Consider the following 15,149-nt stretch of genomic DNA (forward strand, 5'->3'; position numbering starts at 1 on the left):
GCAAGCCCTCCGAACGGTGCTTCATGCGTCCGGCCAACGGCCGAGCAGATCGCCGGCCGCCTCGAACAGTGCGGAGACGCGCAGCAGTTCCGCATCGGCCCGGAAGCGGCCGACCAGATGCAGGCCGATCGGCAGGCCGTCGCGGCCGAAGCCGGCCGGCAGGCTGATCGCCGGGTGCCCGGTCATGTTGAACAGCATGGTCCAGGGAAACCAGTGCGGCCGCACGCTGTCAAAGCTGCGGCCGTCGATGTCGACGGTGCCGAACAAATCCTGGTCGATCGGCAGCGCTGATCGGGTCAGGGTTGGCATCGCCAAAAAATCGCCGCGCGCGAGCAGCGCCTGGATGCGGCGGAACAAAGCGGTGCGGTCAAACATCGCCTGCTGGTAGTCGACGCCAGAGACCTTCGCGGCGAGCGCGAGCTGCTTCAGGAAAGTTTCGCTGAGGTCATTGGGGTGATCGGCCGCGAGCTTCTCGAAGCGGGTGCGCCAGACGGTGTGGTTGATGGCGCGCCAGATCGGCTCGATGTCAAAGCCTTCGCCGGAAAACCCTTCCAGCTCGGCCCCTAAGCTCGCCAGCTTGTCGAGACTGGATTTGAACGAAGCGGCGACGTCGGCGGTGACGGGGCGGCCCGGCGGCGAGACGCAGAACAGCACCCGCTTGCCGCGGAGATCGCCGTGCGGCGCGGCAACGCCGAGATAATCCTGCACCGGCACGCCGATCGACCAGGGATCGGACGCGTCCTCGCCGGCCATCGCCTGCATCATCAGCGCAGTGTCGGCAACGGTGCGCGTGGTCGGCGTGACATAGGTCTGGTTGCCGAAGGCGTCCTGCACCTGGCTGTGCGGGATCACGCCGCTGCTCTGCTTGATCCCGACCACGCCGTTGCAGGCGGCGGGAATTCGCGTCGAGCCGCCGCCGTCGGTCGCAACCGCCAGCGGTGCGATGCCGCTCGCCACCGCCACCGCCGCGCCGCCGCTCGAGCCGCCGCTGGAGCGTTCCGCGCTCCAGGCGTTGCGGGTGCGGCCGAACAGCGGCGAGTCGGTCAGGCACTTGCTGCCGAATTCCGGCGTCGTGGTCTTGCCGATCAGGATGCCGCCCTGCGCGCGCAGCCGCGCCACCGCCACGGCGTCGCTGTCGGGCACATTGTCCCGGTACGGCACGGCGCCGAACGTCGTCCGCACGCCCTTGGTGTTGACGATGTCCTTCACGGTGAAGGGGATGCCGTGCAGCAGGCCGAGCGGCTCGCCGGCCATGATTTTCCGCTCGGCGACCCTGGCCTGCGCCATCGCCTCGTCGCCGCACAGCGTGATGAAGCAGTTCAGCCTGCCCTGCAGCCGTTCGGCGCGGGCGAGCACGGCGCTGACGATCTCGACCGGAGAGATCTCCTTGCGGGCGATGCGCGCGCGCAATTCGGTGGCGGGCAGGAAGCAAGGATCGCCGCTCATTCAGACCACGTCTCCCGGGGGCGCCCTCACCATTGACGGCGTTGACAGCGAGAATGACACCCATGTTAACTCGGCGTCCAATACGAATTTGAAGGCCAACCCATACGTTTTCGGTATGCCTATGGATTTGCGTCGGCTTCGTTACTTCGTCGCGGTGGCTGAGGAGCGCAGCGTCGGCAAGGCCGCCGAGCGGCTGCGGATGGCGCAACCGCCGCTCTCGGTGCAGATCCGCAAGCTCGAGGCCGAACTGGGCACGGCGCTGTTCCGCCGCGGCACGCGCGGGATGGATTTGACCGAGGCCGGCCTCGCCCTGATGTCGCGGGCGAGCGAGGCGCTGGCGCTGGCCGAGGAAGGCATCGAGGCTGCCCGCGCGATCGCGTCCGGACAGCGCGGCCGGCTTTCGGTCGGCTACATGTTCGTGCTGGCCAGCGCGGTGCTGCCGCGCCTGGTGCCGGAGCTGCGCCGCTCGCTGCCGGGCGTCGATCTCGATTTCGTCGAGCTCAGCGCGTCGACGCGCGAGACGCTGCTGCTCGACCGCGCCGTCAGCGTCGCCTTGTGCATGCCGGCGATCCATCACCGCGAGATCCAGGTGGCACAGATCGGCACGCAGCCGCTGATGCTGGCGATGCCGAGCCGCTCGCCGCTGGCGCGGCTTGCCGCCGTGCCGGTCGAAAGATTGCACGGACGGCCGCTCGTGGCCTTGCCGCGACCACAGGATGAACCGACCTCCTCCGCAGTCGCGGCGCTGCTGCGGCGGCACCAGGTCGTGATGCCGGTGGTGAGCCGGGTCGAGACCGTGCACTCGGCGCTCAGCCTGGTGCTCGCCGGCGAAGGCCTTGCGATCCTGCCAGCCTGCGCCAAGCTCGGCGCACCGCCCGGTATCGTCTTCAGACCTTTCCTCGAGATCGCCGACGCAATCGAGATCGCCGCCTGCTGGCGGCGGGACTCTTCGAGTCCGCTGATCCGGAATTTCGTCAAGAGCGCCGAGAAGGTGGTCGCGCGGCTGTGACGCGGGATATCGGCCGTCGCTTTCCTACCAGGTGCCGGCGGGCAGCTCGCGGCTGCGCGGCGGATCGGCGCCGGCGCGGGTGCAGGTGAAGGCGGCGCATTTGCAGGCGAACGTCAGCGCGCGCTCGAGCTCGGCAGCAGAGATGTCGCGCAGGCGTTGCCGCGCGATGCGGTCGAGCCGATGCAGCGCCGCCAGCAGCGCGGCCTGAAAGCTGTCACCGGCGCCGATCGTGTCGACCACTTTCACCACCGGCGAGGCGACCTCGATCGGTCCGGCCTGGCGATGCCAGGCGCAGGCGCCGTTGTTGCCGCGGGTGATGACGACGAGGGAGCAGCCTCCCGCCAGCAGTTTGAAAGCCCTGTCGGCATAGGCCTCGTCGCCGAACAGATAGGCGAAATCGACGTCGGACATTTTGACGATGTCCGCTCTGCCGCAGAACGCCAGCATGCGCGCGCGGTAGGCGTCCTTGTCCGCAACCAGGTTCGGCCGGCAGTTCGGATCGAGCGCGATCGTCACGCTTGGCCGCGCATCCTCGATCAAGGCCAGCGTCTCCGACGCGCCCTTGTCATGGACCAGCGTGGTCGAGCCGGTGTGGATGCATTCGACGTCCGCAAGCGCGATCGCGTCGCGCCGATAGGTCCAGTTCCGCGATGCGGTGTCGGCGTCGTAGAAGGCGTATTGCGTCTCGGTGCCGGTGACGCGCGCGAATGCCAGCGTCGCCTGGTGATCGCTGCGGGTCGCGCGGCTGAGATCAACGCCCGAGCTTGCGGCGTGATCGGCGATCATCTTTCCGAACGTATCGGTCGAGATGCCGCCGACAAAGCCGGTGGCAACATCGAGCCGCGCGATGCCGACCGCGATGTTGAGGCAGGAGCCGCCGACCGCCGGCGTCAGCGCCTCGCGCCCGTCCGCCGTCTTCGACGGCAGGAAATCGATCAGTGCATCTCCGCAACTGAGCAGCATTTTGCAAATGTCCTAGCTCGACGGTGCTTCGCCCGGCGCGCGCTTCATGGCCTCGCGCGTGTTGCGATCGAGGTCGCGCAGCATCTTGTGCACGCCGCGCTTCTTGCGGTGGAAATCGGCAAGCTCCGGCCTGGTCGGCTCGCTCAGCCGGCCGAGTGCCGACATGCCGGCCATCGCCGCGTTGATCGAGTCGTGCGCGCCGCTGGCGACCGCACCCAGCATCGCGGCGCCAAGCAGCACCGGCTCCTGGGTCTGCGGCAGCGCCACGGTATAGCCGGTGGTGTCGGCCATGATCTGGCGGACCAGCGGGCTGCGGCTGGCGCCGCCGCCGATCACGATGGTCTTGCCACAGGCGCCGTGCGCCTGCAGTGCATCGATCACGTCGGCGAGGCCATAGGCGAGGCCGCACAGGCCGGCGACGAACAGCCGCTCCAGCGCCGACACGTCGGTGTCGAGATCGAGCCCCGCGATCACCGCGCGCGAGCCCGGATCGGCATAGGGAGAGCGGTTGCCGAGGAATTCCGGCAGTACGTGCACATTGCGCGCGAGCAGCGCGGCGGCGCCGGCATTGCCGGCGCGGGCGAGGATGCGCTTCTCGAGGAATTCGATGACGTCGACGCCGTCGCCCTTCGCCGCGGCCAAAACCTCGGCATGCGCCGGATGCGAGCGCAGCAAATGATCGACTGCGGCGCCGGCCGCGGACTGGCCGCCCTCGTTGAGCCAGAAGCCCGGCACCATCCCTTCGAAATACGGCCCCCAGACGCCGGGCACGAAACAGGGCTCGACGGTCGTGGCCATGATGCAGGCCGACGTTCCCATGATGTAGGCGAGCCGCTTGCAGACATCGACCTCCGTGCCGGAGCCGTCGCGGCCGCCGATCGCGCCGACGCCGCCGGCATGCGCATCGATCAGCGAGGCGCCGACCGCGTTGCCCGGCAGCATGCCGAGATCGCGCGCGGCGGCTTCCGACAGGCCGCGGCCGAGCGGCGAACCGGGCGGGACGATCTCGGTGCCGATCCGGGCAAAACGATCCGCCGCCAGCGCCTCGAGCCCGACTCGCCGGAGGAACGGTTCGCTCCAGCCGCCCTCGCCTGCGACGTAGGTCCATTTGCAGGTCACGGTGCAGGTCGAGCGCGCCAGCGAGCCGGTGGCGCGGAACGAGAGATAGTCGGCAAGGTCGAAGAAATGTCCCGCGGCATCGAAGGTCGCCGGCAGATGCCGCTTCAGCCAGAGGATTTTCGGGATCTCCATCTCCGGCGAGATGGCGCCGCCGACGTAGCGCAGCACGCGGTCGCCGGTCGCGTTGACGAACTCGGTCTCCTCCATCGCGCGGTGATCCATCCAGACCACGACGTTGCGCGCGGGATCGCCGGACGGGCTGACGGTGAGCGGCCGCCCGGCCGGATCGAGCACCACCAGCGAGCAGGTCGCATCGAACCCGATGCCCTTGACGTGCTCGGCTGCGACCGCCGCCTCGCGCATCGCGTTGCGCACCGACGCCACGCAGGCCGCCCAGATATCGTCGGAGGATTGCTCGACGATATCGCCGGGCTCGTGCCAGACCCGGATCGGATGCTTCGCCGCACCCAGCAGTTTTCCGGTCTCGTCGAACACGCCCGCGCGCGCGCTGGTGCTGCCGACATCCACCCCGATGAACGCTTGCCGCATGCCCACTCCGTCAGTTGCGGGCCAAGCCTACCAGCAAGTGTAGCCGCCATCGACCAAAACGATGCTTCCCGTCATCAGGCTCGCCGCCTCGGAGGCCAGGAACAGCACGACGGAGGCGATCTCGTCGACCTGGCCCATCCGCGCCATCGGGGTTCCGCCGATCCAGGCGTCATACATTCGTGGGCTGCTCTTCACAAAGGCGTTCAGCGGCGTCTCGATATAGGTCGGCGCCACCGCGTTGACGCGCACCCCGCGCGTCGCCCATTCGGCGGCGAGCGATTTTGTCAAATGGTGCACTGCGGCCTTGGAGGCGTTGTAGAAGCACTGCTCCTGCGGCTTGTTGACGATGAAGCCGGACATCGAGCCGACATTGACGATGGTTCCCGACTTCGCCTTCAGCATGTGGTTGCCGAAGGCGCGGCAGCACCAGAAGGTGCCGTTCAGATTGACGTCGATGACGTTGAGCCAGTGCTCGTCGGTGACGGTCTCGGCCGGGGTCTCGCTGCGGGCAATGCCGGCATTGTTGACCAGGATGTCGACCTTGCCGTATTTGCCGACCAGCTCGTCGGCGACGGCCGCGACGCGCTTGGAATCCGTCACGTCCATCAGCGCGATATCGGCATCAAAACCCTTGGCCTTCAGCGCTGCCTTGGCGTCGTCAGCGACCTTGGCGTCGCGGTCGCCGATGATGACTTTTGCGCCGGCTTCTGCCAGCGCTTCGGCGCAGGCGAGCCCGATGCCCTGACCGGCGCCGGTGATGATGGCGGTCTTGCCGCCGAGCTTGAATTTTTCGAGGTACATTTTCTTCTTCCTTTGCCTGTGCCGCATTGAGCGGCGTGTCGCCCCGGCCTGAGCGTTTCCGCAGGAATCGTCCGCGTCTTACGCGTGGATCGACTTGCCGCTGTCGTCGAACCGGTGGATGCGCGCCGGATCCGGGATCAGCGACACCTTGTCGCCCGCGCTGAGGCCGAGCTCGCCGACATAGCGCGCCGTCAGCGTTCCCTGCGACCCGGCATCGACATAGAGGAAGGTGTCGCTGCCGAGATGCTCGGCGACCGCGACGGTGCCCTGCCAGCCGCCATGTCCGTCGCGCTCGACCTTGAGATGCTCCGGCCGCACCCCGATGGTGGTGGCGCCCTGCTGCTTCGCCGGCTCGCCGGTGACGAAATTCATCTTCGGCGAGCCGATGAAGCCGGCGACGAACAGGTTCGCCGGCTTCTCATAGAGCTCGAGCGGCGAGCCGTATTGCTCGATCTTGCCGGCGTTCAGCACCACGATCTTGTCGGCCATGGTCATGGCCTCGACCTGGTCGTGGGTGACATAGATCGCGGTGGTGCCGAGCTGCTTCTGCAGCCGCGTCACCTCGAGCCGCATCTGCACCCGCAGCGCGGCGTCGAGGTTCGACAACGGCTCATCGAACAGGAACGCCTTCGGCTCGCGCACGATGGCGCGGCCGATCGCGACGCGCTGACGCTGGCCGCCGGAAAGCTCCCGCGGCTTGCGGTCGAGATAAGGCGTGAGGTTGAGGGTGGCCGCGGCGGCCTCGACCTTGCGGTTGATCTCGTCCTTGGCGACGCCGGCCATCTTCAGCCCGAACGCGATGTTGCCGCGCACGCTCATATGCGGATAGAGCGCGTAGGACTGGAACACCATCGACAGCCCGCGCTTGGCCGGCGGCACGTCGACCACGTTGCGGCCGTCGATCAGGATCGCCCCGCCGGTGACGTCCTCGAGTCCCGCGATCAGCCGCAGCAGCGTGGTCTTGCCGCAGCCGGAGGGGCCGACGAACACGACGAAGGAGCCGTCGGCGATGTCGAGGTCGGCGCCCTTGATGATGTGGACCGGCCCGAACGATTTTTGCACACCCTGCAGCGTAATCTGACCCATTGCAAAAGCCTTTCTGCTACTTGACCGCGCCGAAGGTCAGGCCGCGGACGAGCTGCCGCTGACTGAACCAGCCGAGCACGAGAATGGGCGCGATCGCGAGCGTCGACGCCGCCGACAATTTGGCCCAGAACAAACCTTCCGGGCTGGAATAGGATGCGATGAACACGGTGAGCGGCGCGGCCTCCAGCGTCGACAGGTTGAGGGTCCAGAACGCCTCGTTCCACGCCAGGATCAGATTGAGCAGCAGGGTCGAGGCCAGCCCCGGCACCGCCATCGGCGTCAGCACGTAGATCAATTCCCGCCCGATCGTGGCGCCGTCCATCCGCGCCGCCTCCAGAATGTCCTTCGGGATCTCCTTGAAATAGGTGAACAGCATCCAGATCACGATCGGGAGATTGCCGAGACAGAGGATGAAGATCAGCCCGGTGCGGGTATCGAGCAGGCCGAAATTACGGAAGATCAGGTAGATCGGCACCAGCACGCCGACCGGCGGCATCATCTTGGTGGAGAGCATCCAGAGCAGGACGTCCTTGGTGCGCTTGGTCGGCGAGAACGCCATCGACCACGCCGCCGGGATCGCGATCAGCATCGCGATCAGCGTCGATCCGCCGGCGATGATGATCGAGTTGAGCGCGTGATGCAGATAGTCGCTGCGCTCCTGCACGGTGGCGTAGTTCTCCGTGGTCCAGTGGAAGAACAGGAACGAGGGCGGGATCGCAAACGCCTCCAGCTCGGTCTTGAAGCTCGCCAGCACCATCCACAGGATCGGGAAGAAGATCAGGAAGCCGACCAGCCAGGCCGCCACCGTCGAGATCACCTTGTTCTGTGTCGTGACCATGCGCGCCATGACGTTACGCCTCCAGATTCCGGCCAACGATGCGAACGAGGAAGAAGGCGACGATGTTGGCGAGCACCACCGCGACCAGGCCGCCGGCCGAGGCGCTGCCGACGTCGTACTGGATCAGCGCCTGCGAATAGATCAAGAAGGCGATGTTGGTGGTCTGCAGGCCGGGACCGCCGCCGGTGGTGACGAAGATCTCGGCGAACACCGTCAGGAGAAAGATGGTCTCGATCAGGATCACCACGGTGATCGGGCGCGCCAGGTGCGGCAGCGTGATGTAGATGAAGGTGGAGAGCGCGCTGGCGCCGTCCATCTCGGCGGCCTCCTTCTGCTCCTCGTCGAGCGATTGCAGCGCGGTGAGCAGGATCAGGGTGGCGAACGGCAGCCACTGCCAGGAGATGATCAGGATCACCGAGAACAGCGGCGCATCGTTGAACCAGTCGATCGCCGGCATCCCGAACAGATGCGCGATCCAGGCAAACAGGCCCGACACCGGATGCATCAAGAGATTCTTCCAGACCAGCGCGCTCACCGTCGGCATCACGAAGAACGGCGCGATCACCATCAACCGGACGATCGAGAGCCCGACCACCTGCTGATCGAGCAACAGCGCCAGCGGCACGCCGAGCACGATCGTGATCGCGAGCACCGAGCCGACCAGCACCAGAGTATTTTGCAGCGAGGCGAGGAACGCCGGATCGGTCAGGAAGTAGCGAAAATTCTCCAGGCCGACGAAGGATTCGGAGCCGGGATCCAGCAGATTGTAATGCAACGTCGCAAAGTAGATCGTGAGCGCGAGCGGCACGATCATCCAGATGAACAACAGTGCCACGGCAGGCGTGAGCAGTGTCCGCGCGAGCAGTTGGGTCTGCTGGGTTGCCATCCCCGCCTCCTTTCCCAAAGCGTTTCCAGCGAAATGGACGCCGGTTCGCGTGAAGAAAACGCGTCAATCAAAGAACCGAAAGGGGGCGACCATCCCGTTGCGGGAGGGATGGCCGCCAGTGGCCCAGCCCGGGAGGATTGAGCTGGTTCGCAAACCGGGACGCTTTTTGCGCGCCCCGGCCTTAGCCGATTGTCTTGCGCATGATCGCTTCGGAAAACCGCGACACACTTTTCCGGATCATGCGCTGGGCTATTTCAGGTAGCCCGCGCGCTTCATCTCGCGTTCGGTCGAGGACTGCGCCGCAGCGAGCGCGGCATCGACCGTGGTCGAGCCGGACAGCGCCGCCGAGAATTGCTGGCCGACCGAGGTGCCGATGCCCTGGAATTCAGGGATCGCGGCGTATTGCACGCCCACGTAAGGCACCGGCTTCACCGTCGGCTTGTTCGGATCGGCGGCGTCGATCGAGGCCAGCGTCATCTTGGCGAACGGAGCCGCCTTCAGATAGTCGGGGTTCTTGTAGAGCGACATGCGCGTTCCGGGAGGTGCTGCGGCCCAACCCTCCTTGTCAGCGACGAGCTTGGAGTAGTCCTTGCTGGTCGCCCAGGCGATGAACTTCTCGGCCGCGTCGACCTTCTTCGAGCCGGCGGGGACCGCGAGGCTCCATGCCCACAGCCAGTTGGCGTTCTTGCCGAGCCCGGTGTTCGGCGCCAGCGCGAAGCCGACCTTGTCGGCGACCCTGGAGTCCTTCGGATTGGTTACGAACGACGCCGCCACCGTGGCGTCGATCCACATCGCGCATTTGCCGGCGTTGAACAGCGCGAGGTTCTCATTGAAGCCGTTCGAGCTGGCGCCGGGAGGTCCGGCCTGCTTCATCAGGTCGACATAGGTCGTGAGCGTCTTCTTCCATTCCGGCGAGTTGAACTGCGGCTCCCATTTCTCGTCGAACCAGCGCGCACCGAACGAATTGGCCATCGCGGTCAGGAACGCCATGTTCTCGCCCCAGCCGGCCTTGCCGCGCAGGCAGATGCCGTAGACGCCGCCCGACTTGTCGGTCAGCTTCTTGGCGGCATCGACCACGAAATCCCAGGTCGGGCTGTCCGGCATCTTCAGGCCGGCCTTGTCGAACAGATCGGTGCGGTACATCACCATCGAGCTCTCGCCGTAGAACGGCGCGGCATAGAGCTTGCCGTCGACCGAGACCGCGTCCTTGATCTTCGGCAACAGGTCGCCGACGTCATAGTCGGCGCCGAGCTTGTCGAGCGGCACCAGCCAGCTCTTCTTGGCCCAGATCGGCACCTCATAGGTGCCGATGGTCAGCACGTCGAACTGGCCGCCCTTGGTGGCGATGTCGGTGGTGACGCGCTGGCGCAGCACGTTCTCCTCGAGCGTCACCCATTTCACGGTGATGTCGGGGTTTTTCGCGGTGAATTCGCTGGTGAGCCCCTGCATGCGGATCATGTCGCCATTGTTGACGGTCGCCACCGTCAGCGTGGTCTGGGCGATCGAGGGGGCAGAGATCAAAAGGGCAGCCGCGCCCGCAACGGCGCAAAGGACGTTTTTCAAGGTGACCTCCCATCTGTCACGTTGAGCATATGCCCACGTGTTGAGCGTATGTTCAACCTGTCGTCAAATTTTGTCAAGCGCGCGAACGCCCCGCCACGCGCGATTGTGGGTTCCGGCACACGCTGGAGGGGAGATGTTGCGGGAGCGAAAGAGGCGCTGCTGCGTCCGGCAAAATGAAAACGCAGTGCGGCCGCAACGGGACTGCGCTCCCTCGCCCCGCTCTTGCGGGGAGAGGGTTGGGGTGAGGGGCCTCTATCCGGCGAGCACTTTGGGTCTGTTGAGCAGCGTGCCTGGCCCCTCACCCGGATCGCATCTGCGATGCGATCCGACCTCTCCCCGCAGAAGAGCGGGGAGAGGTGAAGGCGAGCGCACGGCTCGCTGCAAAAAAGCTATCGTTCGAGCACGGCGCGCGCGGCCGCAACGGGACTGCGCTCCCTCGCCCCGCTCTTGCGGGGAGAGGGTTGGGGTGAGGGGCTTCTATCCGGCGAGCACTTTGGATGTGTCGAGCAGCGTGCCCGGCCCCTCACCCGGATCGCATCTTTGATGCGATCCGACCTCTCCCCGCAGAAGAGCGGGGAGAGGTGAAGCCCGCTACCGCTCGAGCACGGCTCGCGCGGTGGCCTCGTCGGTGATCAGGCCGTTGACCACGCGCCCTGCCAGCGCGGCCTTGATCGCCGGCACTTTGCCGGCGCCGACGGCGGCGGCGATCGTGGTGGAGACCGCTGGGATCTGCGGCGGAATGCTGGTGAGGCGCTTGTTGGTACCGCCCTTGATCAGCCGTCCCTTGGCGTCATAGGCCCAGCCCGTCACCTCGCCGATCGCGCCGAGCCGCATCATCTCCAGCAGCTCCTCGCGGGTGACAAAACCGTCGACATGGACCTGGGCCTTCTGATCCATCTGGCCGATGCCGATCAGCCGGAGATCGGCCTTGGCGGCGACCGCCCTCACCCGCGCGATCGGGTCGATGCGGACCATGCGGTTGCGCTCGTCCTCGCTCGACATCAGGAACGGCAGCGGCATCGGGTAATGCCGCGCGCCGGTGCGGTCGGCGAGCCGCCCCACCGTGTCGTAGAAACTCGCCGAGCCGTCGGCAGAGATGTTGCCGACCAGCGAGACGATCTGGTGATCCGGCCGCTCGATCGGCGAGACGCGCTCGACCGCGGCGCGCACCGCGCGGCCGGTGCCGAGCGCCACGATGACGGGCGTTTCCGAGCGCAGCGTCATCTCCAAGAGATTGGCGCTGCGCTCGGCGATTCCCGCGGTCGACAGCGGCGCCGCCGGATCGCTCGGAACCACCTCGCAATGCACCAGCTCGAACCGCTCCTTCAGCCGCGACGCCAGTTCCATGCAGGCCGCAATCGGATGCTCCAGGCGAAACGTGATCAGCCGCTCCGCGAGGCACAGCGACACCAGGCGCTGCGCCGAAGCACGCGACACCTGCAGCATCTTTGCAATTTCATCCTGGGTGTGGCCGGCGATGAAATAGAGCCAGCCGGCGCGCGCCGCATCGTCGAGGCGGGACTTTTCGTTGTCAGGCGCCACCATCGTCGTCCGTCAGCCTTCCGTCCAGAAATCGGTCATCGCCGCAAAGATTCGATCCGCCCCCGCGTCGCGCAGCAGACTATCGCCTTCCCGCCCGCGGTGGTGGGCACCGCCGACAAATCCCCACACTTTCATGCCCGCCGCCTTCGCCGCTATCACGCCGCTGACGCTGTCCTCGATCACCAGCGTCCGCGGCGGCGAGGCTGCCATCTCGCGCGCGGCATGCAAAAACAGATCCGGCGCCGGCTTGCCGTGTTGCACCATCTGGGAGGTGTAGAGCCGCTCGCCGAAATACGGCGCAAGTCCCGTCAGCTCCAGCGAAAATCTGACACGCTCGAGGTCGCTCGACGATGCGACGCAATGCGGCAGCCGCAACTCCGCCAGCACCGCCGCGACGCCGGCGATCGGCTTGAGCTGCGCGCGAAAGGTCTCGCGCACCGCGAGCGCCAGTTCAGCCAGGAAGCTTTCCGGCAAGGGCTGGCCGGCCGCGCGGCAATGCTCGGTCACGGCCGCCGTGCTGCGGCCGAGGAAGAGTTTGAGCGCCTGCGCGGTGCTCATTTCGATGCCGGCCCGGCCGAGCGCCTCGGACAGGCAGCGGCAGCTCAGCTCCTCGCTGTCGACGAGGACGCCGTCGCAGTCGAAGATGACGAGGTCGGTCTCGGGAAGCCGGAGGTCCATCCCGCCATGAGATCATATGCTCAGCGCATGAGCAATAGATCACAATTTATGACCGCCCCGCACGCACCCGCGACCGACCGTGCGGGCGCCGCATCGCACCGGCGATTTCAATCCCTCCGTTGCCGACCGGCCTTGGCATCGAGGCGCTGCGTGAGACGGCGCAGATCGATCACCGTCCGCTCGTGCGTACCCCTGCCGATCTCCTCGACCTCGTCGCGCGCGGTCACCGCGAAGACGATCCGTCGGCCCTCGACATGCGTCACCTCCGCCTCCGCGGTGACGCGCTGGCCGACTGGCGTCGCCGCGAGGTGGCGCACGTCGACCACGGTGCCGAGGGCGCTCTCGCCGGGCTCCAGATAGTCACGAATGGCGTTGAGCGCGGCGTTCTCCATGATCAAGACCATGATCGGTGTCGCCAGCACCGGCGGCAGGATCGCATCCTTAAACCGGCTCGCCAGGTGCTCGGGCGCGACGACGAGCGCAAAGCTTCCCTTCGCTCCCGGGGGTATCGCACGCATGTTTTGCCTCCGTGTCGCCTGCGCGACGAGATTAGGTTGAATCGTCATCGCGCCTTCGCTCTTCAGTTTGAGCATGATCTTTCGGAAAACCGTTTCGCATTTTTCCGGATCATGCCCGGTCGGCGCCAAGGAACGCAGGCGCGAGGTCTTCCTGCACGATGACGCCGGCCGCCTCCGGCGTCAGCTCGCTGCCGACCAGATCGAGATTCCGCGCGGCTTCGAGCAGCATGGCGCGGACGTCGTCCGGCGTGAGCACGCCTTTCGCAATGAGCTTGCGGACCAAAGCCTGCAGGATGAGAACGTCGATTTGGCCGTGTGCAAGCGGCGTCAGCTTTTCGCTCATGATCGTCTCCGGATCGTTGGTTCCGTCACGTGCCGGCCTGGGCGGGCACCTAAGGCCGTCGCGCGATGTCGTCGTGCAGTTCTGCGAATGCCTTGCGCAGGCCGTGCAGCTGATCGACCAGATGCAGGATGACGTCGATGCCCTCGTCGTTGACACCGAAATCGCTCTTCAGATCCTGGATCAGATGGGCGCGCGCCACATCGGTGTCGGAGAACGTCATTTCGTCGGTGGACTGATCCGGAACCAGCCACTGCTGCTCGATCCAGAACTCCAAGGTCTGCACCTCGAGACCCGCGTGGGTGAGGAACTGATGTCTGTTCATGATGCGCCATCCTCCCGCGGATTGAATGCCTTGCGATCCCAGCCCGACACGAACGCTTCGAGCGCGGGATCGGGTCCTTTCGGCAGGACCACCTTGAGCTTGACGAATTCATCGCCATGGCCGCCGCCGACATGCGGCGCGCCCTTGCCGCGCAGCCGCATCGTCGTGCCGGTGTTGGATCCCTTCGGCACCGTCATCGTGACGTCGCCGGTCGGCGTCGGCACCCGAACCTTGCCACCGAGCACGGCCTCGGACAGCGAGATCGGCAATTCCAGCGAGATGTCGTCGCCCTCGCGCGTGAAGCGGGGATCGGGCCGGACCGCAACCTCAATCAGCGCATCGCCGGGGCCGCCCTTGCCGGTGCCCGGTGCGCCCTTGCCGCGCAGGCGCAACACCTGCCCGTCGACCAGGCCCGGCGGAATCGTCACATCGAGCGTGCCGCCGTCGGGCAAGGTCAGGCGCTTGGCCGCACCGGTGATCGACTCGGCGAAATCGATCGTCAGGCTGTAGTGCAGATCGCGGCCGCGCCGGTTGGCGCGCGCCTGCTCGCTTCGTCGCAGCAGCTCGGCGAAGGCGTCGTCGGAATCCATGTAGTCGGCGTAGCCGGATGCATCGGCATAGGGATGCCCCTCATCCGCGGTAGCAAAATCCCGGTAGTAGCGATGCTGCGGCCGCTCGGCGCCGCTCTCGTCGATCTCGCCGGCGTCGAAGCGCTTGCGCTTGTCGGCGTCGCTGAGCAGACCATAGGCCGCGGAGACTTCCTTGAACTTCTCCTCGGCGGCCTTGTCGCCGGGATTGAGATCCGGATGCAGCTTCTTGGCCAGCTTGCGATAGGCCTTCTGGATGTCGGCCGCAGTCGCCGCCGGGGCCACGCCAAGCACTTCGTACGGATTTCTCACGATCTGCTCCGCAACATCGAGAATGCGCCCGAGATCATGAGGGCTCAAAAGCAGGCGATTTGCAAGGCCGCTCGCACCGCCTCCAAGCTTGCAGACATCCGATTATCCGTCGTAGCGCAGCTCGAGGCTACCGAGCTTCTCGGCGATGCGACGGCTGGCCTCGTCCTGCTGACGCGATGGCCGCAGCGCCATCACACCGTTGACGCCGCCGGCGAGGTTGCGCCCGTCGGACGCGGCCGCCGCACCGTAGGTGCCGGCAAGCCGGCCGGGCGTCAGCCACGGCGTCGGTGCGATCACGTCCCAGCTCAGCGCGATTTCCGCTTCGCCGATGTTGATGCCGAAGTTGACGGCGAAGTTCTGGATGGCGGCGAGATAGCGGTCATCCGGCTTGCCGGCGACGTGCAGCACGCACGCCAGATTGGTCACCGACCCCAGGATGAATCCGCTCCCGGCGCCGCCACGGCACGTCAGCGTTCCGACCTGAACCGGCCCGGTCTGCTGCGCGAGGCCGGCGCCGAACGGCGCAGCCAGGACCAGGGCAACGGCAACAGCCGATCCGATCAACCTGTCCATGACGGCACCCTCCG

The 15,149-nt window shown here is 66.5% G+C and carries 16 protein-coding genes; 1 reads left to right on the top strand and 15 read right to left on the bottom strand.

Annotation, left to right across the window (positions count from 1 at the left end; all coding sequences use genetic code 11):
* Positions 1-21 precede the first annotated feature (21 nt).
* Entirely contained in the window at positions 22-1,446 is a 1,425-nt protein-coding gene (locus tag CI41S_RS13375) for an amidase (protein WP_139859537.1), read from the bottom strand.
* A 121-nt stretch (positions 1,447-1,567) separates the two neighbouring features.
* On the opposite strand from CI41S_RS13375, the gene CI41S_RS13380 reads away from it, so the two are divergent.
* Positions 1,568-2,455, top strand: coding sequence for a LysR family transcriptional regulator (locus tag CI41S_RS13380; RefSeq protein WP_139859539.1), 888 nt, complete (start codon positions 1,568-1,570; stop codon positions 2,453-2,455).
* Between the two features lie 24 nt (positions 2,456-2,479).
* Here the strand turns inward: CI41S_RS13380 and CI41S_RS13385 are convergent, their stop codons facing one another.
* The 14 genes from CI41S_RS13385 to CI41S_RS13450 all read right to left on the bottom strand — a co-directional run bounded on the left by CI41S_RS13385 (position 2,480) and on the right by CI41S_RS13450 (position 15,135).
* Positions 2,480-3,418: a carbohydrate kinase family protein gene (locus CI41S_RS13385; RefSeq protein ID WP_139482160.1), complete on the bottom strand. Its 939-nt coding sequence runs from the start codon at positions 3,416-3,418 to the stop codon at positions 2,480-2,482.
* A gap of 12 nt (positions 3,419-3,430) precedes the next feature.
* The gene (locus tag CI41S_RS13390) at positions 3,431-5,086 is read right to left on the bottom strand and encodes an FGGY-family carbohydrate kinase (protein WP_139859541.1); all 1,656 of its coding nucleotides are present in this window, start codon (positions 5,084-5,086) and stop codon (positions 3,431-3,433) included.
* A 27-nt stretch (positions 5,087-5,113) separates the two neighbouring features.
* The gene (locus CI41S_RS13395; RefSeq protein WP_139859544.1) at positions 5,114-5,887 is read right to left on the bottom strand and encodes an SDR family NAD(P)-dependent oxidoreductase; all 774 of its coding nucleotides are present in this window, start codon (positions 5,885-5,887) and stop codon (positions 5,114-5,116) included.
* 78 nt (positions 5,888-5,965) lie between these two features.
* Positions 5,966-6,973: an ABC transporter ATP-binding protein gene (locus CI41S_RS13400; protein WP_139482163.1), complete on the bottom strand. Its 1,008-nt coding sequence runs from the start codon at positions 6,971-6,973 to the stop codon at positions 5,966-5,968.
* A gap of 16 nt (positions 6,974-6,989) precedes the next feature.
* A complete protein-coding gene (locus CI41S_RS13405; RefSeq protein WP_139859546.1) occupies positions 6,990-7,820 on the bottom strand; it encodes a carbohydrate ABC transporter permease in 831 nt (276 codons plus the stop codon).
* A gap of 4 nt (positions 7,821-7,824) precedes the next feature.
* Entirely contained in the window at positions 7,825-8,697 is an 873-nt protein-coding gene (locus CI41S_RS13410) for a carbohydrate ABC transporter permease (protein ID WP_139859548.1), read from the bottom strand.
* Positions 8,698-8,946: 249 nt separating this feature from the next.
* Positions 8,947-10,260: an ABC transporter substrate-binding protein gene (locus CI41S_RS13415; protein ID WP_139482166.1), complete on the bottom strand. Its 1,314-nt coding sequence runs from the start codon at positions 10,258-10,260 to the stop codon at positions 8,947-8,949.
* Positions 10,261-10,851: 591 nt separating this feature from the next.
* Positions 10,852-11,802: a sugar-binding transcriptional regulator gene (locus CI41S_RS13420; protein WP_139482167.1), complete on the bottom strand. Its 951-nt coding sequence runs from the start codon at positions 11,800-11,802 to the stop codon at positions 10,852-10,854.
* Positions 11,803-11,814: 12 nt separating this feature from the next.
* A complete protein-coding gene (locus tag CI41S_RS13425) occupies positions 11,815-12,480 on the bottom strand; it encodes an HAD family hydrolase (RefSeq protein ID WP_139859550.1) in 666 nt (221 codons plus the stop codon).
* 107 nt (positions 12,481-12,587) lie between these two features.
* Positions 12,588-12,998 carry a thioesterase family protein gene (locus tag CI41S_RS13430; RefSeq protein ID WP_139859552.1) on the bottom strand — a complete coding sequence of 137 codons (411 nt, stop codon included), beginning with the start codon at positions 12,996-12,998 and terminating at the stop codon, positions 12,588-12,590.
* Positions 12,999-13,107: 109 nt separating this feature from the next.
* On the bottom strand, positions 13,108-13,341 hold the full coding sequence (locus CI41S_RS13435; protein WP_139482169.1) for a hypothetical protein: 234 nt from the start codon (positions 13,339-13,341) through the stop codon (positions 13,108-13,110).
* A 49-nt stretch (positions 13,342-13,390) separates the two neighbouring features.
* The gene (locus tag CI41S_RS13440) at positions 13,391-13,663 is read right to left on the bottom strand and encodes a chaperone modulator CbpM (protein ID WP_139859554.1); all 273 of its coding nucleotides are present in this window, start codon (positions 13,661-13,663) and stop codon (positions 13,391-13,393) included.
* Positions 13,660-14,562, bottom strand: coding sequence for a DnaJ C-terminal domain-containing protein (locus CI41S_RS13445; protein WP_139859556.1), 903 nt, complete (start codon positions 14,560-14,562; stop codon positions 13,660-13,662). Before CI41S_RS13445 ends, CI41S_RS13440 begins: the two co-directional genes overlap by 4 nt.
* Before the next feature lie 102 nt (positions 14,563-14,664).
* Entirely contained in the window at positions 14,665-15,135 is a 471-nt protein-coding gene (locus CI41S_RS13450) for a DUF992 domain-containing protein (protein WP_139859558.1), read from the bottom strand.
* Between the last annotated feature and the right edge of the window lie 14 nt (positions 15,136-15,149).

Origin of the sequence: Bradyrhizobium ivorense (assembly GCF_900696085.1) — a bacterium.
In the GTDB taxonomy this organism is placed as follows: Bacteria; Pseudomonadota; Alphaproteobacteria; order Rhizobiales; family Xanthobacteraceae; genus Bradyrhizobium; species Bradyrhizobium ivorense.

Excerpts from the sequence above, each read along its gene's own strand:
- CI41S_RS13435 (WP_139482169.1), bottom strand. The coding sequence starts at position 13,341 with ATGAGCGAAAAGCTGACGCCGCTTGCACACGGCCAAATCGACGTTCTC.
- CI41S_RS13390 (WP_139859541.1), bottom strand. The coding sequence starts at position 5,086 with ATGCGGCAAGCGTTCATCGGGGTGGATGTCGGCAGCACCAGCGCGCGC.
- CI41S_RS13405 (WP_139859546.1), bottom strand. The coding sequence starts at position 7,820 with ATGGCGCGCATGGTCACGACACAGAACAAGGTGATCTCGACGGTGGCG.
- CI41S_RS13395 (WP_139859544.1), bottom strand. The coding sequence starts at position 5,887 with ATGTACCTCGAAAAATTCAAGCTCGGCGGCAAGACCGCCATCATCACC.
- CI41S_RS13430 (WP_139859552.1), bottom strand. The coding sequence starts at position 12,998 with ATGCGTGCGATACCCCCGGGAGCGAAGGGAAGCTTTGCGCTCGTCGTC.
- CI41S_RS13425 (WP_139859550.1), bottom strand. The coding sequence starts at position 12,480 with ATGGACCTCCGGCTTCCCGAGACCGACCTCGTCATCTTCGACTGCGAC.
- CI41S_RS13380 (WP_139859539.1), top strand. The coding sequence starts at position 1,568 with ATGGATTTGCGTCGGCTTCGTTACTTCGTCGCGGTGGCTGAGGAGCGC.
- CI41S_RS13375 (WP_139859537.1), bottom strand. The coding sequence starts at position 1,446 with ATGAGCGGCGATCCTTGCTTCCTGCCCGCCACCGAATTGCGCGCGCGC.
- CI41S_RS13385 (WP_139482160.1), bottom strand. The coding sequence starts at position 3,418 with ATGCTGCTCAGTTGCGGAGATGCACTGATCGATTTCCTGCCGTCGAAG.
- CI41S_RS13410 (WP_139859548.1), bottom strand. The coding sequence starts at position 8,697 with ATGGCAACCCAGCAGACCCAACTGCTCGCGCGGACACTGCTCACGCCT.
- CI41S_RS13450 (WP_139859558.1), bottom strand. The coding sequence starts at position 15,135 with ATGGACAGGTTGATCGGATCGGCTGTTGCCGTTGCCCTGGTCCTGGCT.
- CI41S_RS13440 (WP_139859554.1), bottom strand. The coding sequence starts at position 13,663 with ATGAACAGACATCAGTTCCTCACCCACGCGGGTCTCGAGGTGCAGACC.
- CI41S_RS13400 (WP_139482163.1), bottom strand. The coding sequence starts at position 6,973 with ATGGGTCAGATTACGCTGCAGGGTGTGCAAAAATCGTTCGGGCCGGTC.